Source organism: Herbidospora daliensis, assembly GCF_001570585.1.
Lineage (GTDB): Bacteria > Actinomycetota > Actinomycetes > Streptosporangiales > Streptosporangiaceae > Herbidospora > Herbidospora daliensis.
Genome location: NZ_BBXF01000002.1, coordinates 1,681,890 through 1,703,856, shown reverse-complemented (window position 1 = coordinate 1,703,856; position 21,967 = coordinate 1,681,890). Strand labels below are relative to the sequence as shown.

The 21,967-nt window shown below is 71.0% G+C and carries 19 protein-coding genes; 9 read left to right on the top strand and 10 right to left on the bottom strand.

The window, feature by feature from the left end; all coding sequences use genetic code 11:
* Positions 1-10: 10 nt before the first annotated feature.
* Positions 11-811, top strand: coding sequence for a polysaccharide deacetylase family protein (locus AW274_RS14445; RefSeq protein WP_062431458.1), 801 nt, complete (start codon positions 11-13; stop codon positions 809-811).
* On the opposite strand, the gene AW274_RS14440 is transcribed toward AW274_RS14445, so the two are convergent.
* The 3 genes from AW274_RS14440 to AW274_RS14430 are packed head-to-tail and all read right to left on the bottom strand — an operon-like array spanning position 709 to position 5,119.
* A complete protein-coding gene (locus AW274_RS14440; protein ID WP_198169174.1) occupies positions 709-1,950 on the bottom strand; it encodes an acyltransferase family protein in 1,242 nt (413 codons plus the stop codon). The genes AW274_RS14445 and AW274_RS14440 overlap by 103 nt on opposite strands.
* Before the next feature lie 25 nt (positions 1,951-1,975).
* The gene (gene guaA / locus AW274_RS14435; protein ID WP_062431457.1) at positions 1,976-3,523 is read right to left on the bottom strand and encodes a glutamine-hydrolyzing GMP synthase; all 1,548 of its coding nucleotides are present in this window, start codon (positions 3,521-3,523) and stop codon (positions 1,976-1,978) included.
* A gap of 39 nt (positions 3,524-3,562) precedes the next feature.
* On the bottom strand, positions 3,563-5,119 hold the full coding sequence (locus AW274_RS14430; protein ID WP_062431456.1) for a succinic semialdehyde dehydrogenase: 1,557 nt from the start codon (positions 5,117-5,119) through the stop codon (positions 3,563-3,565).
* A 98-nt stretch (positions 5,120-5,217) separates the two neighbouring features.
* Between AW274_RS14430 and AW274_RS14425 the strand changes: the two genes are divergently transcribed.
* Both AW274_RS14425 and AW274_RS14420 read left to right on the top strand, forming a co-directional pair.
* On the top strand, positions 5,218-7,125 hold the full coding sequence (locus AW274_RS14425) for a serine/threonine-protein kinase (RefSeq protein WP_198169173.1): 1,908 nt from the start codon (positions 5,218-5,220) through the stop codon (positions 7,123-7,125).
* A gap of 38 nt (positions 7,126-7,163) precedes the next feature.
* Positions 7,164-9,254 (top strand): beta-propeller domain-containing protein, encoded by a 2,091-nt coding sequence (locus tag AW274_RS14420; RefSeq protein WP_062432032.1) that lies wholly within the window; start codon positions 7,164-7,166, stop codon positions 9,252-9,254.
* On the opposite strand, the gene AW274_RS14415 is transcribed toward AW274_RS14420, so the two are convergent.
* Together AW274_RS14415 and AW274_RS14410 are read right to left on the bottom strand one after the other, a co-directional pair.
* Positions 9,251-10,993, bottom strand: a complete 1,743-nt coding sequence (locus AW274_RS14415) for a glycerol-3-phosphate dehydrogenase/oxidase (RefSeq protein ID WP_083974142.1) — start codon at positions 10,991-10,993, stop codon at positions 9,251-9,253. The two genes, AW274_RS14420 and AW274_RS14415, sit on opposite strands and share 4 nt — an antisense overlap.
* 49 nt (positions 10,994-11,042) lie before the next feature.
* Entirely contained in the window at positions 11,043-11,783 is a 741-nt protein-coding gene (locus tag AW274_RS14410) for a MerR family transcriptional regulator (RefSeq protein ID WP_062432030.1), read from the bottom strand.
* Between the two features lie 57 nt (positions 11,784-11,840).
* On the opposite strand from AW274_RS14410, the gene AW274_RS14405 reads away from it, so the two are divergent.
* Positions 11,841-12,293 carry a DUF6194 family protein gene (locus AW274_RS14405; RefSeq protein ID WP_062431453.1) on the top strand — a complete coding sequence of 151 codons (453 nt, stop codon included), beginning with the start codon at positions 11,841-11,843 and terminating at the stop codon, positions 12,291-12,293.
* On the opposite strand, the gene AW274_RS14400 is transcribed toward AW274_RS14405, so the two are convergent.
* Entirely contained in the window at positions 12,257-13,666 is a 1,410-nt protein-coding gene (locus AW274_RS14400; protein ID WP_062431452.1) for a WGR domain-containing protein, read from the bottom strand. The genes AW274_RS14405 and AW274_RS14400 overlap by 37 nt on opposite strands.
* Positions 13,667-13,795: 129 nt before the next feature.
* Here AW274_RS14400 and AW274_RS14395 point away from each other — a divergent pair, with 129 nt between their 5' ends.
* The 3 genes from AW274_RS14395 to nagA are packed head-to-tail and all read left to right on the top strand — an operon-like array spanning position 13,796 to position 16,368.
* On the top strand, positions 13,796-14,359 hold the full coding sequence (locus tag AW274_RS14395; RefSeq protein WP_062431451.1) for a dihydrofolate reductase family protein: 564 nt from the start codon (positions 13,796-13,798) through the stop codon (positions 14,357-14,359).
* A 27-nt stretch (positions 14,360-14,386) separates the two neighbouring features.
* Positions 14,387-15,250 carry an SIS domain-containing protein gene (locus AW274_RS14390; RefSeq protein WP_062431450.1) on the top strand — a complete coding sequence of 288 codons (864 nt, stop codon included), beginning with the start codon at positions 14,387-14,389 and terminating at the stop codon, positions 15,248-15,250.
* Positions 15,247-16,368, top strand: a complete 1,122-nt coding sequence (nagA, locus tag AW274_RS14385) for an N-acetylglucosamine-6-phosphate deacetylase (protein ID WP_083974140.1) — start codon at positions 15,247-15,249, stop codon at positions 16,366-16,368. The genes AW274_RS14390 and nagA overlap by 4 nt, the downstream gene beginning before the upstream one ends.
* A 152-nt stretch (positions 16,369-16,520) precedes the next feature.
* Here nagA and AW274_RS14380 read toward each other — a convergent pair whose 3' ends face one another.
* Together AW274_RS14380 and guaB are read right to left on the bottom strand one after the other, a co-directional pair.
* A complete protein-coding gene (locus tag AW274_RS14380; protein WP_174553099.1) occupies positions 16,521-17,639 on the bottom strand; it encodes a GuaB3 family IMP dehydrogenase-related protein in 1,119 nt (372 codons plus the stop codon).
* Between the two features lie 26 nt (positions 17,640-17,665).
* A complete protein-coding gene (gene guaB / locus AW274_RS14375) occupies positions 17,666-19,147 on the bottom strand; it encodes an IMP dehydrogenase (RefSeq protein ID WP_062431449.1) in 1,482 nt (493 codons plus the stop codon).
* 521 nt (positions 19,148-19,668) lie between these two features.
* Here guaB and AW274_RS14370 point away from each other — a divergent pair.
* The gene (locus AW274_RS14370) at positions 19,669-20,658 is read left to right on the top strand and encodes a helix-turn-helix transcriptional regulator (RefSeq protein ID WP_062431448.1); all 990 of its coding nucleotides are present in this window, start codon (positions 19,669-19,671) and stop codon (positions 20,656-20,658) included.
* Between the two features lie 48 nt (positions 20,659-20,706).
* Positions 20,707-21,084, top strand: coding sequence for a DUF5319 domain-containing protein (locus tag AW274_RS14365; protein WP_062337713.1), 378 nt, complete (start codon positions 20,707-20,709; stop codon positions 21,082-21,084).
* Here the strand turns inward: AW274_RS14365 and AW274_RS40265 are convergent.
* Entirely contained in the window at positions 21,045-21,206 is a 162-nt protein-coding gene (locus AW274_RS40265) for a hypothetical protein (RefSeq protein WP_157520160.1), read from the bottom strand. The two genes, AW274_RS14365 and AW274_RS40265, sit on opposite strands and share 40 nt — an antisense overlap.
* The gene (locus AW274_RS14360) at positions 21,203-21,847 is read right to left on the bottom strand and encodes a sigma-70 family RNA polymerase sigma factor (RefSeq protein WP_081898345.1); all 645 of its coding nucleotides are present in this window, start codon (positions 21,845-21,847) and stop codon (positions 21,203-21,205) included. Before AW274_RS14360 ends, AW274_RS40265 begins: the two co-directional genes overlap by 4 nt.
* Positions 21,848-21,967 lie beyond the last annotated feature (120 nt).

The following is a 21,967-nucleotide window of genomic DNA, read 5'->3' as shown; positions in this document are numbered from 1 at the left end:
GGAGTTTGTGATGCGCCGTCTGATCCCCACCCTCGCCGCCTTAGCGCTGGTGGTGACCCTGCCCGCCGCACCCGCCGCGGCGAAGCCTGAGAAGGCCCCCAAGAAGCCGTTCTGCGCCACGCACAAGTGCCTGGCGCTGACCTTCGACGACGGCCCGGGGCCCTATACGACCAGGTTGCTGGCGACCCTGAAGAAGTACGACGCCAAGGCCACGTTCTTCGTGATCGGCCGCGAGGTGAACAAGCACCAGACGCTGCTGAAGAACATCGCCAAGGCCGGCCACCAGATCGGCAACCACACCTGGTCGCACCCGTGGCTGACCGAGCTGACCCGCACCGAGGTCTACGACCAGGTCAACGAGACCCACAAGCTGATCAAGAAGGTCATCGGCAAGGCCCCGACCGTGATGCGGGCCCCCGGCGGCCTGACCGACGAGACCGTGCGCGAGATCGCCGCCAAGTTCGGCATGGTGCTGATCCCCGGCACCACCTCGACCGGCGACTGGGTCGCGGCCAACCGCGACGTCGGCCTGCTGACCACCAAGGCCCTCGAAGTGGCCGGGCGCGGCGAGGTCGTCCTGATGCACGAGACCGTCAAGCAGACGGTCGACTCGATGCCGAAGGTGCTGGCCACGCTGAAGAAGCAGGGCTACCACTTCGTCACGGCGTCGACCCTGCTCGAAGGGGTCAAGCTGACGCCGGGCCAGTCCTACCCCGAACCGCCGGCCGCGCCCGAGGGCAGCGACGACGACGGCCAGTTGCTCGAGGACGAGGACGACCCGTTCGGCGGCCAGCCCGCCGGCGAGGTCTGACGCTTCTTCACGAGGCGCCTGCCCAGTCGCTGGGCGGGCGCCTCGACCCATGTGTACGTCGCCCAGCTGACCAGCAGCAGCACGACGAGATAGCCGGCGGCCAGCAGCGCGCGTTCCCACACCGGCTTGGACATCATGTGGCCGAACACGATCGGCACCATGCGCAGGATCGGGTGGTGGACGAGGTAGACCGAGTAGCTGATCAGCCCGAGCCAGACGAACACCTTCGGCAGCGCGCGGTGGCGTAGCGCCCGCCCGGCCCAGAAGGTGGCCCCGGCCAGCACCAGCGTGGTGATCCACACCGGCGGCTGCACCCACCACCAGCCCGCCGCGATGGCCCACGCCGGGCTGAGCGCGACCAGCGCGGCGGCCGCGAACACCGGCCAGAGCGGGCCGGTGCCCTTCTCCCAGCGGTAGATCGCGGTCCCGGTGAACATCATCGCGAGGATCGCCGCCCCGAACCACGGCACGTAGGACGACCCGATCAGCAGCACCAGCGCCATGACGCCGAGGACCAGCGCGGCGGCCGTCTGGAACCGCCCGCTGAACAGCCCTGCCATGCCGATCGCGAAGACCACGCCCGACACGACGGCGGGCCACGGCCCCGGCAACCACGGCGCGCCGATGACGAGCCCGGCGACCACCGCGAGCGCGCCGAAGGCGACGGCGTACCACCCGCTGAACCGGTGCACGCCCTTCACGAACAGGGCCGTCACGACGAGGTAGAACACCATCTCGTACGACAACGTCCACATCGGGTCGGCCAGCCCGCCCACGTGGACGACGTCGAGCAGCATCGAGACGTGCGCGAGCACCCCGGAGGCGTCGCGCGGCACCTGCTCGCGGATCGGCACCCACAACCCGACCAGCAGCGCGATGGCGCACACCAGCAGGTAGAGCGGGTAGAGCCGGAACAACCGGCTGGTCCAGAACGCCCGCACGTCTCCCCGCCCCTCCAGCGAGGCGGGGATGATGTAGCCGCTGACCAGGAAGAACACGACCACGCCGTACATGCCGATGTTCATGAAGGTCGGCCGGAGCGGCGGATAGACCCACGGGAGCAGGTGTTCGGCCACCACGGCGAGCGCGCCAATGCCGCGCAACGCGTCAAGCCAGGCCAGGCGGTTAGACGTGGTCACCGGGGCCAATCTACCCCGACCACGACTATTCCCACTCGATGGTGCCCGGCGGCTTGCTCGTGACGTCGAGGGTGACGCGGTTGATCTCGCGGACCTCGTTGGTGATCCGGGTGGAGATGCGGGCCAGCACGTCGTAGGGCACCCGCGACCAGTCGGCGGTCATCGCGTCTTCGGAGCTCACCGGCCGCAACACGATCGGGTGGCCGTAGGTGCGGCCGTCGCCCTGCACGCCCACCGACCGCACGTCGGCCAGCAGCACGACCGGGCACTGCCAGATGTCGCGGTCGAGCCCGGCGCGGGTCAGCTCCTCGCGGGCGATGGCGTCGGCCTCGCGCAGGATCTCGAGCCGGTCCTGGGTGACCTCGCCGATGATCCGGATGCCGAGCCCCGGACCCGGGAACGGCTGCCGCCACACCATCGCGGCCGGCAGACCGAGCTGCTCGCCCGCGCGCCGCACCTCGTCTTTGAACAGCGCGCGCAGCGGCTCGACCAGGTCGAACTGGAGGTCGTCGGGCAGGCCGCCGACGTTGTGGTGGCTCTTGATGTTGGCGGTGCCGGTGCCGCCGCCCGACTCGACGACGTCGGGGTAGAGGGTGCCCTGGACCAGGAAGTCGACCGGCCCGTCGGCCAGGATGGCGCGCTGCTCGTCTTCGAAGACCCGGATGAACTCGCGGCCGATGATCTTGCGCTTCTCCTCGGGGTCGGTCACCCCGGACAGCGCCTTGAGGAACCGCTCGGCGGCGTCGACGACCCGGAGCTTGACCCCGGTGATCTCGACGAAGTCGCGCTCGACCTGCTCGGCCTCGCCCTTGCGCAGCAGCCCGTGGTCGACGAAGACGCAGGTCAGCCGGTCGCCGATGGCGCGCTGCACGATCGCGGCGGCGACCGCGGAGTCGACCCCGCCCGACAGGGCGCAGATGGCCCGGCCGTCGCCGATCTTCGCCTTCACGGCGTCGACGGCGTCTTCGACGATGTTCAGCATCGTCCAGCTCGGGCGGCAGCCGGCCGCGTCGAGGAACGCCTTCAGCACCTTCTGCCCGTGGTCGGTGTGCATGACCTCGGGGTGGAACTGCACGCCGTAGAAGCCCCGGGCGGGGTCTTCGAACCCGGCGACCGGGGTCTCGCCGGTCGAGGCCGTGACCGTGAAGCCCTCGGGGGCCTGGCTGACGGCGTCGCCGTGGGACATCCAGACCTGCTGGGAGACCGGCAGCGCGCCGAAAAGGCGGCCCGGCTCGACGACGGTCAGGTCGGTGCGGCCGAACTCGGCGATCCCGGTCTTGGACACCGTGCCGCCGAGGGCCTGGGCCATGACCTGGAAGCCGTAGCAGATGCCGAACGTCGGCACGCCGGTCTCGAACAGCCCGGCGGGGGCGGCCGGGGCGCCTTCGGCGTAGACCGAGGAGGGCCCGCCCGAGAGGATGATCGCCTTGGGCTTCTTGGCCAGCATCTCCGCCACCGGCATCGTCGAGGGGACGATCTCGGAGTAGACCTGGCATTCACGTACCCGGCGTGCGATCAGCTGGGCGTATTGCGCCCCGAAGTCGACGACCAGAACCGTGTCGAACTCTGACACAGGAGGACTCCCTGAAGATGAACCGGCGGTAGCGCCAGTCTACTTAAGGTGCAACCGCTTCATCGCCTTGAGCAGGGTGACCAGGGTGTCCGCATATGTCTCGTAGGACAGGCCGAGGATCGGGTCGAAGCCGAGCCAGGCCGCCTGGGAGGAGATCGTCTGGCTCTCGGTGAACTTGGTCAGCCCCTCGTTCCCGTGCCGCCGCCCCAGGCCGGAGTTCTTCATCCCGCCCATCGGGGAGTCGAACGACCCGTACGCCGAGGCGTAGCCCTCGTTGATGTTGACCGTGCCCGCCTTGATCCGCGACGCCAGGGCGCGGCCCTTGGCCGGGTCGCCGGTCCAGACGGAGGCGTTGAGGCCGTAGAGGGTGTCGTTGGCCAGCTCCAGCGCCTCGGCCATGGTGCCGAACCGGTAGAGGGCGACGACCGGGCCGAAGGTCTCGGCGCGGCACAGGGCCATGTCGTCGGTGACGTTCTCGAGGATGGTCGGCTCGTAGAAGAACGGGCCCAGGTCGGGGCGGGCCCTGCCGCCCGTGACGACCGTGGCGCCCTTCTCGACGGCCTCCTCGACGTGGGCGGTGACGGCGTCGAGCTGGCGCTGGGAGGTGAGGGAGCCCATCTGGGTGGCCCAGTCGTGGCCGGGGCCGATGTTCATGTTCGCGACCTGGCGGGCGAACCGCTCGGCGAAGGCGTCGTAGACGGCGTCGTGGACGTAGAGGCGCTCGATCGAGACGCACAGCTGGCCGGCGTTGGTGAAGCAGGCCCTGATCGCGCCGGCGGCGGCGCGGTCGACGTCGGCGTCGTCCAAGACGATCATGGGGTTCTTGCCGCCGAGCTCCAGCGAGCAGCCGATGAGCCGCTTCGCGGCGGCCTCGGCGACGCCCCGCCCGGCCCGGGTCGAGCCGGTGAAGGCGACGTAGTCGGCCTCGTCGATCAGGGGTTCGCCGACGTCGGCGGGGTCGCCGACGACGACCTGCCAGATCTCGGGCGGCATGCCGAGCTCGGTGAGCAGGTCGATGGTCCACAGGGTCGACAGCGGCGTCTGGGTGTCGGGTTTGTGGACGACCGCGTTCCCGGCGATCAGCGCCGGCACGACGTCGCTCACGCCCAGCGACAGGGGGTAGTTCCACGGGCTGATGAACGCCACGACGCCGCGCGGGTGGCGTACCTCGACGGTCCGGGTGGCCAGCGGGAACGGGCCCCGGCGGGCGCGCGGCGCGAGCAGGCCGGGCGCCTTCCGCACGTAGTGGAGGCTGCTCGCGGCGACGTCGAGGACCTCCTCGTAGGCGTGCCTGCGGGCCTTGCCGGTCTCCCACTGGATGACGTCGAGCAGGTCGGCGCGGCGGTCGAGGATCGCGTCGTGCAGCCGCTCGAACGGCCTGATCCGGTCTTTGACCGGCAGCTCGGCCCAGGCCGCCTGGGCCTCGCGCGCCTGCCGGTAGGCCCGGCGCACGTCGTCGGCCGACGAGATCGGCACCTCGGCCAGCGGAGCCCCGGTGAAGGGCGCGACCACGGTCTGCGTCTTGCCCTCCGACGTGACGTGACGCAGGAGACGGTCGAGCAGCGAGGGGTCGGGCACCCGGAGTTCACCAGCCATACTCGCGAGACTATTCCGGAGCGAAGCTCATGACTACCGGCGGGTACGGTCAATTCGCAATGTCCGCCCGACCCAGGTCATGGGCCACAATTCGAATCATGGCGACTCCCCTACGCCCGTCCGACCCCCCTGTGCTCGGCGGCTACCGGCTGGAGGCGGTCCTCGGAGAAGGCGGTCAGGGCATCGTCTACCTGGGGGCCGGATCCGACGGCGAACGCGTGGCGATCAAGTGGCTGCGGCCCGACCTGGCGCAGGACCAGACGATGGTCCGGCGGTTCCTCCAGGAGGTCAGCACGGCCAAGCGGGTGGCGCCGTTCTGCACCGCCCAGGTGATCGACGTCGGCGCCGAAGACCAGCGGCCCTACATCGTGAGCGAGTACATCGAGGGCGAGTCGCTGGCCCAGGCGATCCCGCGCGGCGGGCCGCGTACGGGCAGTTCGCTGCACCGGCTGGCGATCGGCACCGCGACCGCGCTGGCGGCGATCCACCAGGCCGAGATCGTGCACCGCGACTTCAAGCCGCCGAACGTGATCCTCGGGTCCGACGGCCCCCGCGTGATCGACTTCGGCATCAGCAAGGCCCTGGGCAGCCACACGGCGCTGACCTCGACGATGATCGGCACCCCCGCCTACATGGCCCCCGAGCAGCTCGCCGGCGGGCCGGTCGGGCCGGCCGCCGACCTGTTCTCCTGGGCGGGCACGATCGCCTACGCCGCGACCGGCCGGGCGCCGTTCGGCAACGACACCATGCCCGCCGTGATCAACCGGGTGCTGCGCATGCCGCCCGACCTGGGTGACGTGCCCCAGCCGCTGCGCGGCATCCTGCTCGACTGCCTGAACAAGAATCCGGCGCTGCGCCCGACCACGCGCCAGGTGATCGACCGGCTGCTGGTCAGCGACCCGGCGACGGCCCGCTCGACGGTCCCGCAGGTCTTCCGGCAGAAGCGCAAGTTCCCGACGCTGGCCGTGGTCACGGGGGCGACCGCGCTGGCGGTGATCGCGGCGATCGGCGGCGTGTGGGCCGCCACCTCCAGCGACGCCCCGCCCCCGTCCCCCGCGACGAGCCCCGCGACGACCTCGGCGGCGGCGCCGCCCCCGCCGTCCCCGAGCGCCGAGCGGCCGATCACCATCGACATGGACGACACCACGGCGGTGGCGCTGGAGCGGCCCGACGACCCGGCGTACCTGTCGATCTTCTGGGTCGACCGCGAGAAGTGGGACGCCTACGTCCGCGAACCCGGCAAGGCGACCTTCACCCGCCACTCCTACGTCGACGCCGCCCCCAGCCCCACCGCCGACCGGCTGGCCGGCATCCCGTGGGAGTACGACTCCGACGACCGCGACTCGCTGAAGATCACCAACGTGTCGAGCGGCTCGACGGTGACCGTGCCGACCGTCAAGAAGCCGCTCACCACCAACTACGTCCAGTGGTCGCCCGACAGCTCGAAGATCCTGCTGACCATGCGCAAGAAGGTCGGCGACAAGACGACGACCAGGGGTTTCGTCGTGGTCGACGTGCAGACCGAGACCGCCCGGATCGTCGAGGTGCCCGGCCTGACCGAGGACGCCGCGTTCGCCTGGACCGGCGACGGCGACACGGTGGCGGCGATCTTCGCCGACAAGACGGGCCGCGTGCCCCACGTCTTCGACCTGGCGGGCAAGGAGCTGAAGACCCTCCCGGAGATCGGCGGCGACCTGACCGACCCGCGCGACCTGTTCACCGCCGGGGGCGGCGCGTTCGTGGCCACCTGCGCCGCCAAGACGGTGACCCTGTGCGTCTGGGACACCGCGACCGGCACGGTGCTGAACGAGTTCGAGTCGGGCTGCGACACCGTGCTGGGCTGGTGGGACACCACCCATGTCTTCTGCACCGCCACCGGAGACGACGACGAGGACGCCGTGGTCGTCACCGACCTGACGGGCGCCGAGACCCAGACGCTGATCAGGGCCACCGACGCGGCGATGGACAAGCTCTACTTCCGCAGCGCCTACCTGCGGCGCGACTGACGCCCGAACCGAGGCGGCCGCCGATCCGTCTTGTGGGCATGACCACCTCGATTCGCGTGGCGGGCGCCATCGCGATTGCCCTGCTGGCGACGGCCTGCACCTCGGGCGCCGCCCCGTCACCCGATCCGGTGACGCCGATCAACCTGACGTCGAACATCAAGCTGGTCGCGTTCGACGACTGCGACAGCATGCTCGAAGAGCTGCGCGCGGCCGCGGTCGAGCACGCCCAGGCCTTCCAGGTGCTGCCCATGGCGATGGCCGAGGCGGCCGACGGCGCCAGGTCGACCGCGGCCGCCGGCGCGCAGACCCACTCGACGACCAACGTCCACGAGGCCGGGGTCGACGAGCCCGACCTGGTCAAGACCGACGGCGAACGGGTCGTCACGGTCAACCGGGGTGTGCTGCGGGTGCTCGACGCGGCCTCCGGCAAGGTGACCGGCACCCTGCGGCTCGTCGCCGACGACCAGTCGTGGGCCGAGGCGAACCTGCTGGTGGCCGGCGACCGGGCGCTGGTGCTGTTCAACAACGGCGGGTACGTCCCGGCCGCCACCGCCCGCTCGGCGATCCGCCCCGAGATGCTGGCCGCGCCGCGCTACGTCATGGTCGACCTCTCCGGCACCCCGAGGGTGCTGGGCAGCATGTCCCCGGCCAACGCGATCCACGTCGACGCGCGCATGGTCGGCACCACGGTCCGGATCGTGGTGCGCAGCGAGCCGAAGGTGCCGCTGCCCGAGTACGACAGCTCGGCCACCCAGAAGGAGATGCTGGAGGCGGTCAAGGAGACGTACCGGACGGCGCCCCTCGACGCCTGGTTGCCCAAGTTCGAGATCGAGTCGAACGGCCAGGTCACGCAGGGCGCCGTGAAGTGCGAGAACGTCAGCCACCCGGCCGAGTTCACGGGCCGGTCGCTGGTGACCGTCCACACCCTCGACCTGAACGGCTCGTTCGGCACCACCGAGCCGATCAGCGTCGCGGCCGACGGCGACACCGTCTACGGCACCCAGGACAGCCTCTACGTGACGAGCAACCCGTTCTGGTGGGGCGGCTTCTTCCCGATGCCGATCGCCGTGGACGTCGCCCCGGCGCCCATCCCCGAGGCGGCCCCCGCGTCTCCCGTGGCCCCCTCGCCCGACCCGGACATGCCGACCCAGATCCCCGACCCGGGCAAGATCGCCCCCGAGGCGCAGCCGACGCCGAGCGACGCCGAGAAGGTCGTCCCGACCGCCGAGGTCATCAGCCCTTCGCCTTCCCCGCGCGACGACACGGTGGAGGAGGCCGTCCAGCCTGAGCGCACCGAAATCCACCGGTTCGACGTGACCGGCACCGGCGTGCCCCGCTACGTCGCCTCCGGCGCGGTCCCCGGGCGGCTGCTCAACCAGTACTCGATGTCGGAGTACGACGGCCACCTGCGCATCGCCACCACCACGACCCCGCGCGACCAGGACCAGAAGTCGGAGAGCGGCGTCTACGTCCTGAAGGCCGACACCCTCGCCGAGACCGGTCAGGTGACCGGGCTGGGCAAGGGCGAGCGCATCTACTCGGTGCGGTTCATCGGCCCGGTCGGTTACATGGTCACCTTCCGCCAGGTCGACCCGCTCTACACCCTCGACCTGCGCGACCCGCAGACCCCGAAGGTCACCGGCGAGCTGAAGATCACCGGCTTCTCCGCCTACCTGCACCCGGCGGGCGAGGGCCGCCTCATCGGCGTCGGCCAGGAGGCCGACACCCGGGGCCGGACGAAGGGCACCCAGGTCTCGCTGTTCGACGTCCGCGACCCGGGCGCCCCGGCGGTGTTGTCGCGCTACCACCAGGAGGACTCGGCCACCCAGGCCGAATGGGACCCGCACGCCTTCCTCTACTGGCCGCAGGACGGCCTGGCCCTGATCCCGCTGGCCACCTGGGGGGCCGACTACTACGACGGCTCGCAGGCGCTCGTGCTGAAGATCGGCGACACGATCGAGAAGGCCGGCGTGATCACTCATCCGAAGCCGGGCGACCCGAACCTGCCGCTCGACCCGTCGATCAGGCGCAGCGCGATCATCGGCGACACGGTCTGGACCTTCTCCGACCTCGGCATCAAGATCAGCGACAAGGCGAGCCTGGCCGACCGGGCCTGGGTGAAGTTCTAGACGGGTTTGCGGTCGGGCGCGGCCACCGGGACGATCTCGGGCGCGCCGATGGTGATCGCGTCGGCCTCCTGGTCGGTGTCGGTCTCCTGGGCGGCGCGCTCGGCCTCGATCCGCTTGGTGTAGTACTCCACCTCACGTTTGACCTGGTCGTCGTCCCAGCCCAGCGGACCCGCGAGGAGCTGGGCGACCTCCTCGGCGACGGCCAGGCCGCGGTGGAAGGTCTCGATCGAGATGTGGGTGCGCCGGCTGAGCACGTCGTTGAGGTGCCGGGCGCCCTCGTGGGTGGCGGCGTAGACGATCTCGGCCCGCAGGTGGTCGTCGGCGCCGGTCAGCGGGCGGGCCAGGCTCGGGTCGTCTTCGATGAGGCCCAGCACCTCGTCCATCATCGAGCCGTAGCGCTGGAGCAGGTGCTCGATGCGGGCGACGTGCAGGCCCGACTGCTGGGCCAGCCGGTAGCGGGAGTTCCAGCGGGCCTGGTAGCCCTCGGCCCCCACGAGCGGGACGGTGTCGGTGCACGAGGGCGGCACCCGGGTGGCCAGGCCGTGCACCACCGCGTCGACGGCGTCGGCGGCCATCTTGCGGTAGGTGGTGAACTTGCCGCCCGCGACCAGCACCAGCCCCGGCACCGGGTGGGCGACGACGTGCTCGCGCGACAACTTGGACGTCTGCTCCGACTCGCCCCGCAGCAGCGGCCGCAGGCCGGCGTACACCCCTTCGACGTCGTCTCTCGTCAGCGGGACCGCCAGCACCTCGTTGACGTGGTCGAGGACGTAGTCGATGTCGGTCCGGGAGGCGGCCGGGTGGGCCAGGTCGAGGGTCCAGGCCGTGTCGGTGGTGCCGATGATCCAGTGGCGCCCCCACGGGATCACGAAGAGCACCGACTTCTCGGTACGCAGGATGATCCCGGTCAGCGAGTGGATGCGGTCGCGCGGCACCAGCAGGTGCACGCCCTTGGACGCCTTGACGTGGATCTGCCCCCGCCCGCCGACGAGCTCCTGGATGTCGTCGGTCCACACCCCGGTGGCGTTGACGACCTGCCGGGCCCTGATGTCGATCTCCTCGCCGGTCTCCAGGTCGCGCACCCGGACCCCGGTGACCCGCTCCCCCTCGCGCAGGAAGCCCACGACCTGGGTGCGGGAGGCGACGTGGGCGCCGTAGGTGGCGGCGGTGCGCAGCAGGGTCATGACGTAGCGGGCGTCGTCGACCTGGGCGTCCCAGTACTGGACGGCCCCCTTGAACGCGGTCTTCCGCAGCGCCGGGGCCAGCCGCAGCGCGCGGGTGCGCGACAGGTGCCGGTGGCCCGGCACGCCCCGGGTGAACCCGAACGAGAACCCCAGCGAGTCGTAGAGCACCAGGCCCGCGCCGACGTAGGGCCGCTCCCAGCCCGTGTGGGTGAGCGGGAACAGGAACGGCACCGGCCGCACCAGGTGGGGGGCGATGCGCTGCAGCAGCAGCGCCCGCTCCTGGAGCGCCTCTCTGACCAGGTCGAAGTTGAGCTGTTCGAGATAGCGCAGCCCGCCGTGGATCAGCTTGGACGACCGCGACGAGGTGCCCGAGGCGTAGTCGCGCGCCTCCACGACCCCCACGGTGAGCCCCCGCGTGGCGGCGTCGAGCGCGACGCCCGCGCCCACCACGCCGCCTCCGACCACCACGACGTCGAGCTCCTGCGCCGCCATCTGCGACAGGGCCGCGTGGCGTTCCGCCGGCCCCAGCCGCCCCGTTCCCATAAGCGCGGTCATGGGTTCAACTCTCCCTTTGTACGGCTCTCAGTCGTTCCTACCCATCCTGTCAGGATCGCCCGCACGGCCGATGACCGCATGGCGTCGTCAGCGCCAACAGTCCGGCGGCCGCCTGGAGCAGGGCGCGCGACCGCGCGTCGATGTTCTCGTCCCGGGCCCGCAGAGCGGCGGCGACGTCGGAGGCGCGGCCGTGCCCCCGCAGGGTCGGCATGAGCGCCCGCAGCGGCGGGATGCGATAGCCGGCCAGGCGCAGCTGGTGGACGATCCGCGCGTCCCGGACGTCGGCCGGGGTGTAGACGCGGGCCCGCCCGCGACCCGCCCGGGTGGGGGTGAGCAGTCCTTGACGTTCCCAATACCGCAGCGTGGAGGTGGGCACCCCCAGCGCGGAGGCCAGTTCGGAGACGGTCATGGCGTCGTGCGGCCGGGCGTCGTCGAGGGGTTCGGCCCCGATCGCGGCGATCGCGGCCCTGGCCAGGGCGACGTCCCGCCGCTCGGCGTGCAGGCGGGCGTGCGCCCGGTCGACGAGCGCGAGCAGGTCGCTCTCCGGGCCGGTCCGGGCCACGCGGACGAGGTCCCTCGCCTCCGCCGGCCCGACGCCTGCGGCGAGCACGACGTAGGCCGCCGCCGCCAGCGCGTGGCTCTCGGTCCAGACGCGATACCCCGACGGCGTCCGCGCGGGCGGTGCCAGCACCCCGTCGCGTTCGAGGTTGCGCACCTGCTGCACGGAGCAGCCAGCCCGCCGGGCCACATCGGCGGTCCGCAACGGGCGGTGGAGGGTTTCCTTCGTCATCGTCGAGGTCTCCCGATCGAAAGTCTCCACAAGCAGTTCAATGTGACGCTAGAACACATGAACCTGGACGACCTCATCGATCACGCCCGGACGCTCGACGGCGTGCTCATCCTGCGGCCACAACCGGGCGACGGGTCGCCCGAAGTCAGCTGGGGCGACGTGTTCGTCTACTACGCGCCCGACGGGGTGATCCCGGCGACCCAGCCCTTCGCCACGATCGTGACGAAGGACTACCCCGACGAACCCGCCTCCGGCCTCGACGAGCCGGGCGCCTTCCGGCTCAACATCGCCGTGCCCAGGGCCGAATTCGCGCGCGTCATCGGCTCCCCGCCGCACGACGCCCGCGCCCGCGACACCTGGTTCCCCCATCCGGTCTACGGCGCGGCGGGCTGGGTGTCGGTCGTCGACCCCGACACCCGGCTACCCGAGGCGCTGCGCCTGCTCGACGCCGCGCACGGGGCCGCCCGCGACCGTCACACCAGGCGGCGGATGTCGCCGAAGGCGCGGTAGAAGCCCCCGTTGCCCGAGGGCCGGATGCCCTCGACCACATAGCGCGCGCCCGGCTCGCGGATCTCGCGCGGGAACTGCACGTTCCACGCCTCGTACCCGGGGCTGAGCACCCGGATCCGCAGCCGGCCGCCCTCGCTGAAGCACTCGACGAGCACGCCGTCGCCCGTGTCGGTCGTGGTCTCCACGGTCACCGAGGGCTCGACGACGGGCAGCGAGGCGGCGATCTTGACGTCGCGGGCCTGCGGGACGGTGCCCTCGCGGGCCGCCGCGATGGCCTGCTCGGTCGCGTCGATGCAGGCCAGCGAGCCGTCGGTGGTCACGATGTAGAGGCGCTCGTCGAGGTACTGCATGGAGAACGCCGACCCGCAGCCGGTGCCCAGCTTCCACAACCGGGTGCCGTCGGCGGAGAAGCAGTAGACCGAGGAGGAGGAGTCGCCGGCGAAGACGTACTGGCCGCCGGGCGAGGTCGCGCACGAGTAGATCGCCGCGTCGCACCGGTAGACCGCCTCGACCGCGCCGTCGGCCTTGGCCAGTTTGTGCACGGTCCGGCTGGCGGTGCCGGCGTACACCGACTTCTCCTCCTGCCAGCCGAACAGCACGCCGGAGGCGGCGGTCTGGTACCAGGCCTGGTTGCCCTGGAGGTCGTAGCGGGCCACGCCGCCGGAGTGCCCGTGGTAGACGGCGTCGGCGTCGTTGCGCACCATCCACCCGGAGCTGCCGCCGCCGGTGCGGGCCCAGAGGAACTCGTCCTCGTAGTCGATCGTGGTGATGCGGCCCGAGTCGTCGGAGACGCCCAGGACGCCGTCGGCGATGTCGAGCCAGTAGATGTCCACGTCGGAGGCGATCTCGTACGCCGCCCTCGGCACCTTGCCGCTCAGGTCGTAGACCTTGCCGTCGTCGCAGCCCGCGTAGATCCAGAAGTCGTCGGCGACGATGCACTTGACCCCGTCGGGCAGCTTGTAGCGCCCGGTCATCTCGCCTTCGGGGGTCAGCGTGAAGACGTGCCCGGCCTGGTTGCCGACCCAGCAGCGGTCGCGGTCGACGAAGATGCCGAACGCGGCCGAGCCGCTGGCGAACCGCCAGAGCACCGGCGCCTGCTTGGCGGTGGAGCGGGTGCTGGCGATGGCCCGCCGGGTGATCGAGCGGCGCTGGCGCACCCCTCTGACCGCCGCGGCGTAGCCCTTCTTGGTCTTCTCCGCGATCTTCTTGGCCGCGGCCGCCTGCGCCTTCTCCTCACTTGGGAAGTCGGTGACCTTGACCTGCCCGTTCTCTCCGATCCGGCCGTACGTGATGGTCACCCGCGTCCCCGAGACCACGGCCTCGTAGAACTTGTGCGCCCCGCCGCCTTCCTCGGACAGCTCCAGGTACGTCATATCCCCATTTCCTCCCTTTGATCAGTGATCGCGAGCGTAGGGGAAGTGACGGACATTTTTGTTGGTACGGATGTAGAGAACCCGCCCCCGGCTCCGACCCACTGGCGAAACGACGACTGAGGAGCGGACATGCGCAAGATCGTTTATTACGTCAACACGTCGGTCGACGGCTACATCGACGGCCCCGGCGAGTTCGACTGGGCCGAGATGGGCCCCGAACTGTCGGCCTTCTCCGAGGCGCAGACCGACGCCACCGACATCCTGCTCTACGGCCGGGTCGTCTACGGCTGGATGGCCTCCTACTGGCCCACCGCCGACCAGGTCAGCGACCACCCGCACGACATCGCCTACGCCCCCAAGTGGCGGTCGAAGCCCAAGGTCGTCGTCTCCGACACGCTGACCGAGGTCCCCGACGACACCCGGATCATCCGGGGCGCCGGCCTGGCCGCCGAGCTGACCGCCCTGAAGGGCGAGGGGACCGGGAACATCATGCTGACCGGCGGCAACGCGCTGGCCTCGACACTGGCCGGCCTGGGCCTGCTGGACGAGATCGTCACCGCCGTCCACCCGGTGATCCTCACCGGCGCCACCCCCCTGCTCAGCGGCGTCAAGGACCGCCTGCGGCTGCGCCTGATCGAGTCCCTCACCTGCGGCTCCGTGACGGTGAACCGCTACGCCCCCGCCGGTTCGTGAGGGACCCGCCTGGATAAAGTGCCGGTTGTGACGCACACCGAATCGGAAATCGCCTCACAACCGGCCCTCTGGGCCAGGGCCGCCGACCTAGCCGCGAGCGCCCCGCTTCCCCGGCCGGGGGAACGGGTCGCCGTGGTCGGCTGCGGCACGTCCTGGTTCGTCGCCCAGGCGTACGCCGCCCTGCGGGAGTCCGCCGGCCAGGGCGAGACCGACGCCTTCGCCGCCTCGGAGTTCCCGCTCGGCCGCGCCTACGACCGGGTCCTCGCGCTGACCCGGTCGGGCACGACGACCGAGGTGCTGGCCCTGCTGACCGCCGTCGAGACCCCGACCGTGGCGATCACCGCCGACCCGGCCACGCCGGTGATGACGGCGGCGGGCGAGGTGATCGTGCTCGACTTCGCCGACGAACGGTCGGTCGTACAGACCCGCTTCGCCACCACCCAGCTGGCCCTGCTCCGCGCCCACCTGGGCGAAGACCTGACCGGCCCGATCGCCGACGCGGAACTCGCCCTCGCCGACGACCTCGGCGACCTGCCGGCGGCCGGCCAGTACACCTTCCTCGGCCGGGGCTGGACGACCGGCCTGGCGGCCGAGGCGGCGCTGAAGATGCGCGAGGCGGCCCGCGCCTGGACCGAGAGCTACCCGGCGATGGAATACCGCCACGGCCCGATCTCGATCGCCGGCCCCGGCCGGGTGACGTGGATGCTCGGCGACGCCCCCGAGGGCCTGGCGGCGCAGCTCCTCGACTGCGGCGGCACGTTCGTCGAGTCGGCCCGCGACCCGATGGCCGAACTGGTGAAGATCCAGCGGGTGGCCGTCGCCCGCGCCCTGGCCGCCGGCCTGAACCCCGACGAACCGCTCCACCTCACGAGATCGGTGATCCTGCCTTGAGCACGACCCTCGTCAACGCCCGCATCGTCACCGGCTCCGCGGTCACCGACGGCTGGCTCGCCATCGAGGAGGGCCGCATCACCCACATCGGCCACGGCGCCGCCCCCCGCGACGGCGAGTCGCTGGGCCACCGGTTCGTGGTGCCGGGCTTCGTCGACATGCACGTCCACGGCGGCGGCGGCGCCGGCTACCCCACCGGCCTGGTCACCGAGGCCCGCCGCGCCTTCGCCTTCCACCTGTCGAAGGGCACCACCACAGCGGTCGCCAGCCTGGTCACCGCCCCGCTCGACCACCTCCGCCAAGCGGCCGGCGAACTGGCGGAACTCTGCCGCGAGGGCCTGCTGGCGGGCATCCACTTCGAGGGCCCGTACATCTCGGCGGCCAAATGCGGCGCCCACCGCCCCGCCCTCCTGCGGGACCCGTCGGTGCCGGAGTTCCTCGACCTCATCAAGGCGGCGCACGGCCACGCCCGCATGTTCACCATCGCCCCGGAACTCCCGAACGCCCTCGACGCCATCGCCGCGTGCGCAGCCAACGACGTGATCGCCGCGATCGGCCACACCGACGCCACCTACGACGAGGCCCAGGCCGCCATCGACGCGGGCGCCACGGTCGCCACCCACCTGTTCAACGCCATGCGCCCCCTGGGCCACCGCGACCCCGGCCCGATCACCGCGGCCCTGGCCGACGAACGGGTGACGGTCGAACTGATCAACGACGGCTTCCACCTCCACGAGGCCGTCATCGACCTCGCCCTCCGCTCCGCCAAGGGCGGCGTGGCCTTCATCACCGACGCCATGGACGCGGCCGGCATGCCCGACGGCGACTACGACCTGGGCCCGATGCGCGTGGAGGTCAGAGGCGGCGAAGCCCGCCTGGAAGGCGGCGGCTCCATCGCCGGCAGCACTTTGACCATGGACAAGGCGTTCCGGCGCGGCGTCCAGCTGAACGGCCTGACCCTCCCCCAGGCGACCGAGATCACCTCCCTGAACCCCGCCAAGGCGCTGGGCCTCGACGGGGAGGTCGGCTCGATCGCCGTGGGCAAGCGCGCCGACCTGGTCGTCCTGGACGAGGACCTCCAGGTCCACCGGGTCATGCGCCACGGCGAGTGGATCTGAGCCGACGAAGGAGCGCCGTAGCCCGAACAAACGACAGACCTCAGCCATCGGGCGCAAGCGCCCGAAATTTCGGCATATGCGCTGTGTGCCGACCGCACCGGAAACGCGACAGGGCGCCGAGAGAGATCTCGGCGCCCTGTCTCAGCTGGTCGTCACGGGGTCGGCGGGGCGACCACTACCTCGACGCGCTGGAACTCCTTGATGTCGCTGTAGCCCGAGGTCGCCATCGTGCGCTTCAGGGCGCCCATCAGGTTCATCGAGCCGTCGGCGACCGAGGACGGGCCGTGGAGGATCTCGGCCAGGGTGCCGATGGTGCCGAACTCCACGCGGCGGCCGCGCGGCAGGTCGGGGTGGTGGGCCTCGGAGCCCCAGTGGAAGCCCCGCCCGGGGGCCTCGGCGGCGCGGGCCAGCGGGGAGCCGACCATGACCGCGTCGGCGCCGCAGGCGATGGCCTTGGCGATGTCGCCCGAGCCGCCCATGCCGCCGTCGGCGATGACGTGGACGTAGCGGCCACCCGATTCGTCCATGTAGTCGCGGCGGGCCGCGGCCACGTCGGAGATGGCGGTCGCCATCGGGACCACGACGCCCAGGACGTTGCGGGTCGTGTGGGACGCGCCGCCGCCGAAGCCGACCAGGACGCCCGCCGCGCCCGTGCGCATCAGGTGGAGGGCGGCCGTGTAGGTGGCGCAGCCGCCGACGATCACCGGGACGTCGAGCTCGTAGATGAACTGCTTCAGGTTCAGCGGCTCGGCCCGGCCCGAGACGTGCTCGGCCGAGACGGTGGTGCCGCGGATCACGAAGATGTCGACGCCGGCGTCGATGACGGCCTTGTGGTGCTGGACCGTGCGCTGCGGCGACAACCGCACCGCGGTGGTCACCCCGGCGGCGCGGATCTCCTCGATGCGGCGGCCGATCAGCTCGTCTTGGATCGGCGCGGTGTAGATCTCCTGCAGCCGGCGGGTCGCCGCGGCGGTGCCGAGTTCGGCCACCTCGTCGAGCAGCGGCTGCGGGTCGTCGTAGCGGGTCCAGAGACCTTCGAGGTCGAGGACGCCGAGGCCGCCGAGCCGGCCGATCTCGATCGCCGTGCGGGGTGAGACGACGCTGTCCATCGGGCTGACCACGACCGGCAGGTCGAAGCGGTAGGCGTCGATCTGCCAGGAGATCGACACCTCCTCGGGGTCGCGGGTGCGCCGCGAGGGAACGATGCCGATCTCGTCGAGGGCGTAGGCGCGCCGTCCGGTCTTACCGCGCCCGATCTCCACCTGAGTCATGTGTGTTTCCTGTTGGTCGATAGAGGTCAGCGACGGTGGTAGTTCGGAGCCTCCACCGTCATCTGGATGTCGTGGGGGTGGCTCTCCTTCAGCCCGGCGGCGGTGATCGGCATCAGTTCGCCGTTCTCACGCAGCTCCGCGATGGTGCGGGAGCCGGTGTACCACATACCCTGTCTGACCCCTCCGACCAACTGGTGGGCGACGGCGGCGACGGGGCCTCGGTAGGGGACCTGGCCCTCGATGCCCTCGGGGATGTACTTGTCGTCGCCGGAGACGGCGTCCTGGGCGTAGCGGTCCTTGGAGAAGGACACGCCGCCGCGCTCGCGGTTGCGGACGGCGCCCAGCGAGCCCATGCCCCGGTAGGACTTGAACTGCTTGCCGTTGATGAAGATCAGCTCGCCCGGGGACTCCTCGCAGCCCGCGAGCAGGGAGCCGAGCATGACCGCGTCGGCGCCGGCCGCGATGGCCTTGGCGATGTCGCCGCTGTACTGGAGACCGCCGTCGCCGATCACCGGCACCCCGGCGGGACCGGCCGCGAGCGACGCCTCGTGGATGGCGGTGACCTGCGGGGCGCCGACGCCGGCGACCACGCGGGTGGTGCAGATGGAGCCGGGGCCGACGCCGACCTTGACGGCGTCGACGCCCGCGTCGATGAGCGCCTGGGCGCCCGCGCGGGTGGCGATGTTGCCGCCGATGACCTGGACGGCGGTGTTGGCCTTGATCTTGGCGATCATGTCGCAGACGCCCTTGGAGTGACCGTGGGCGGTGTCGACCACGATCACGTCGACGCCCGCGTCGAGGAGGGCGCGGGCCCGCTCCTCGGCGTCGCCGGCGACCCCGATCGCGGCGCCGACCATGAGGCGGCCGTCGGCGTCCTTGGTGGCCAGCGGATACTGCTCGCTCTTGGTGAAGTCTTTGACCGTGATCAGGCCCTGGAGGCGGCCGCGGTCGTCGACCAGCGGCAGCTTCTCGACCTTGTGGGTGCGCAGCAGCCGGAACGCCTCCTCGCGGGAGACCCCGACCGGCGCGGTGACCAGCGGCATCTTGGTCATCACGTCGCTGACGCGCTGGGAGTGGTCGGTCTCGTAGCGCATGTCGCGGTTGGTGACGATGCCGACCAGCACGCCCTCGGCGTCGGTGACCGGGGCGCCGGAGATGCGGTAGGTGGCGCAGAGCGCCTCGACGTCGGCCAGGGTGTCGTCGGGCGAGCAGGTGACCGGGTTGGTGACCATGCCGGCCTCGGAACGCTTCACGAGGTCGACCTGGCGGGCCTGGTCGTCGATCGACAGGTTGCGGTGGAGGATGCCGACGCCGCCCTGGCGGGCCATCGCCACCGCCATGCGCGCCTCGGTGACCGTGTCCATCGCGGCGCTGATCAGCGGGATGCGCAGCGTGATCGTGCGGGTGAGCCGGGTCGCGGTGTCGGCGTCACCCGGCTGCATGTCCGAAAAGGCGGGCACCAACAGTACGTCGTCGTACGTCAGCCCTTGTTCGGTGAATCTGGCCATGGTGTCCGCGAACCCCCTCCTGCGGCAAAGAAGACCTCGTCAGGCCTCTGGGCCAGTCTAGGGCTCACGCAAAGAGGCGTCCGCCACGCGCCCTCGTCGGGGGCGGTGCGGACGCGGCCGGTCGGCGCCGGATGCGGGGCGGGCCGGGCGCGGCGGTCGGGGCCGGCCAGGCGGGAGCCGTAACGGAGAGAAGAGAGAAAGCGGAAAGGGGGGACCGTCGTAGGACGGACCCCCCTGACGCGCCGGTTGGTGGAACCCCCACGGTGACCGCCGAGCCCCCCTCCGCGCCCGGTCGGTCACGGCGTCCCACCCGTGCGACGCAGGGTCAAGAGTGCGTCACCCAGGGTCCCGACACAATGTCCGAACCTGCAACTACACGAAGCTGCACCTCTCGCGGTTTTCTCCGCCCGAAACGCAATAGCGCGTTATTCTCGCGAAGTCGCTCGGTGGCCCAGCCGGGGCGGCTCCGGGCGAGGGAGCAGACATCTGGGCGCGACCACGACCTGGAACTGGACCGACCAATGACCACCTCTGCCGACCCTTTGGAACGCCTGGGCCTCACCAGGGCCCAGAAGGCGGTGTACGAAACCGTCCTGCGCCTGCACCGGGCCACGCTCCCCGAAATCGCCGAGGCCGTCGACGAACCGGCCGCCGAGGTGGCCGCCCGGCTGGCCGCCCTGGTCCGGCTGGGCGCGATCGACGAGCAGGCCGGCGAATACCTGGCCCGCCATCCCGCCGCCGCGATCGGCCGCCTGATCGCCGCCCGCCTCGACCGCCTGGCCGAGGAGAGCCGGCAGATCGACGAGGTGCTGGCCTCGGTGGGCGGGCTGACGCTGACCTACGACGCCGGGCGCGATTATCAGGACCGCCGCTTCCCCGTCGAACTGGTGAACGGCGCCGACGAACTCTACGAGAGCGTCATCGGGCTGGCACTCCAATCGCCGCCTTCTGATCTCGTGACCGCGATCCCCGATGAACGCAGTTTGACGGATTTCATCCGCAAATATGCCGACACATGGATCGAGGCGCTCAAAAGCGATCTCCTTTCCGCCCGCGCGGTGGTGCCCGCATCGGCCCTCGCGATCCCCGGAATGCGCGACTCCCTCGACCGGCTGGCCGGCGCCGGGGCGGGCATCCGGGCCCTCGATCGGGTGCCGAGCTGGTTCTTCGCGCTCGGCCACGACGCGGCCGGGCTGCCGGCCGACTGGGGGGTGTCGTTACCCGGCAGCGCGTACAACTGTTACCTGGTCAGGGCGCCGATCGTGGTGGGCGCGCTGCGGGCGCTGTTCGACGAGATGTGGCAGCGGGCGGTGCCGATCCGGCACTCGCCGGGGGCCGTCCAGGTGATCAGGCTGGCGTCCCAGGGCATCTCCGACGACACCATCGCCCGGCGGCTCGGGTTGTCGGTCCGGACCGTCAGGGCCCGCTTCGCCGACGCCATGGCGGAGCTCGGCGCGCAGACCCGCTTCCAGGCCGGGGTGGAGGCCGCCCGGCGGGGCTGGCTGTCCTGACCCGGCCTTTGAGCACACCGGGGGCGATGGGAGTCATATGGTGGTTACGTGCTGGAAGACGTCCCCCGCGACCCGTTCGCGGACGACCCCAACGACCCCGCCGTGGAGCTGGGCGAGCTCGACGACCCCGAGCCGCTCACGATGGCCGAGCGCGACGAGGCCCTGACCGACCTCGCCGACGTGGAGGTCTTCCGCTCCCTGCTCGAACCGCAGGGGGTGCTCGGTCTGGTGCTCGACTGCCCGGAATGTGGCGAACAGCACTACTTCGACTGGGACCTGCTCCGGGGCAACCTACGCCAGATGATCGACAACGGCCGACCCCAAGTCCACGAGCCCGCCTTCCAACCCGACCCCGCCGACTACGTCAGCTGGGAGTACGCCAGAGGCTACGTCGACGGCGTCATCGACACCGAAGAGAGCCGCTGAGCTTCCGCAATGCTGTCAACATCGGCGATCAGGGTCTTCAGCACCAAGATCGCCGGATCGGCTGACCGCACCGCCTCGCGCCGGGCCAACGCGTCGAGCACGGCGTCAACGTCGATTGTCACGCAATCGACTCTAGCTCCGCCATCTGACGGAGCCGGGCAAGAGCACGATGCTGGGCCACTCTGACCGCACCCGGTGACATGCCGAGGACGTTGCCCGTCTCCTCGGCCGACAACCCCGAGACCACCCGCAGGATCAGCAGTTCGCGCTGGTTCTCCGGCAGCCGCGACAGCAGCGCGCGGGCGTGTTCGGCCTCGATGTAGCGCACCACGGTCTCCTCCGGCCCGGGACCCTCGTCGGGCCCGTCGGGGAGATCCTGGGTCGGCACGGCCGAACGCACCGAACTGCGCAGCGCGTCGGCCACCTTGTGAGAGGCGATGCCGAAGACGAACGACGCGAACGGGCGGCCCATGTCCCGATAACGCGGCAGCGCCGACAGCACCGCGATGCAGACCTCTTGGGCCACGTCGTCGGCGTTGTGATAATGCCCGGAAACTCTGCCGAGCCGGGCTCGGCAATAGCGCACGACCATCGGCCGCAGCTGCGTCAGCAGCCTCTCGATGGCGGTGCGGTCCCCTGTCACGGCCAGACTGGTCAGCTCCCTGAGGTCGGACTCCTCCGGCCTCACGTCGACTCTGGACCCAATCGCAAGCCTTACCCCAGTTGCGGCGTCGGCGACGCATCCCTCGGTCACGTTAGGCATGATGCCCGCCACACAGAGAACTGTCGTCATGGTGAACGGATACGGATTGGTCACATTGGGGCGGCGATAACCGCAAGTAATCGCACGAACACTCGACGGTTTTGGACATTTCACTAATAT

Coding starts and splice junctions, on each gene's coding strand:
- AW274_RS14445 (WP_062431458.1), top strand. CDS start 11: ATGCGCCGTCTGATCCCCACCCTCGCCGCCTTAGCGCTGGTGGTGACC.
- AW274_RS14430 (WP_062431456.1), bottom strand. CDS start 5,119: ATGGCTGGTGAACTCCGGGTGCCCGACCCCTCGCTGCTCGACCGTCTC.
- AW274_RS14425 (WP_198169173.1), top strand. CDS start 5,218: ATGGCGACTCCCCTACGCCCGTCCGACCCCCCTGTGCTCGGCGGCTAC.
- AW274_RS14420 (WP_062432032.1), top strand. CDS start 7,164: ATGACCACCTCGATTCGCGTGGCGGGCGCCATCGCGATTGCCCTGCTG.
- AW274_RS14415 (WP_083974142.1), bottom strand. CDS start 10,993: ATGACCGCGCTTATGGGAACGGGGCGGCTGGGGCCGGCGGAACGCCAC.
- AW274_RS14410 (WP_062432030.1), bottom strand. CDS start 11,783: ATGACGAAGGAAACCCTCCACCGCCCGTTGCGGACCGCCGATGTGGCC.
- AW274_RS14405 (WP_062431453.1), top strand. CDS start 11,841: ATGAACCTGGACGACCTCATCGATCACGCCCGGACGCTCGACGGCGTG.
- AW274_RS14400 (WP_062431452.1), bottom strand. CDS start 13,666: ATGACGTACCTGGAGCTGTCCGAGGAAGGCGGCGGGGCGCACAAGTTC.
- AW274_RS14395 (WP_062431451.1), top strand. CDS start 13,796: ATGCGCAAGATCGTTTATTACGTCAACACGTCGGTCGACGGCTACATC.
- AW274_RS14380 (WP_174553099.1), bottom strand. CDS start 17,639: ATGACTCAGGTGGAGATCGGGCGCGGTAAGACCGGACGGCGCGCCTAC.
- guaB (WP_062431449.1), bottom strand. CDS start 19,147: ATGGCCAGATTCACCGAACAAGGGCTGACGTACGACGACGTACTGTTG.
- AW274_RS14370 (WP_062431448.1), top strand. CDS start 19,669: ATGACCACCTCTGCCGACCCTTTGGAACGCCTGGGCCTCACCAGGGCC.
- AW274_RS14360 (WP_081898345.1), bottom strand. CDS start 21,847: ATGCCTAACGTGACCGAGGGATGCGTCGCCGACGCCGCAACTGGGGTA.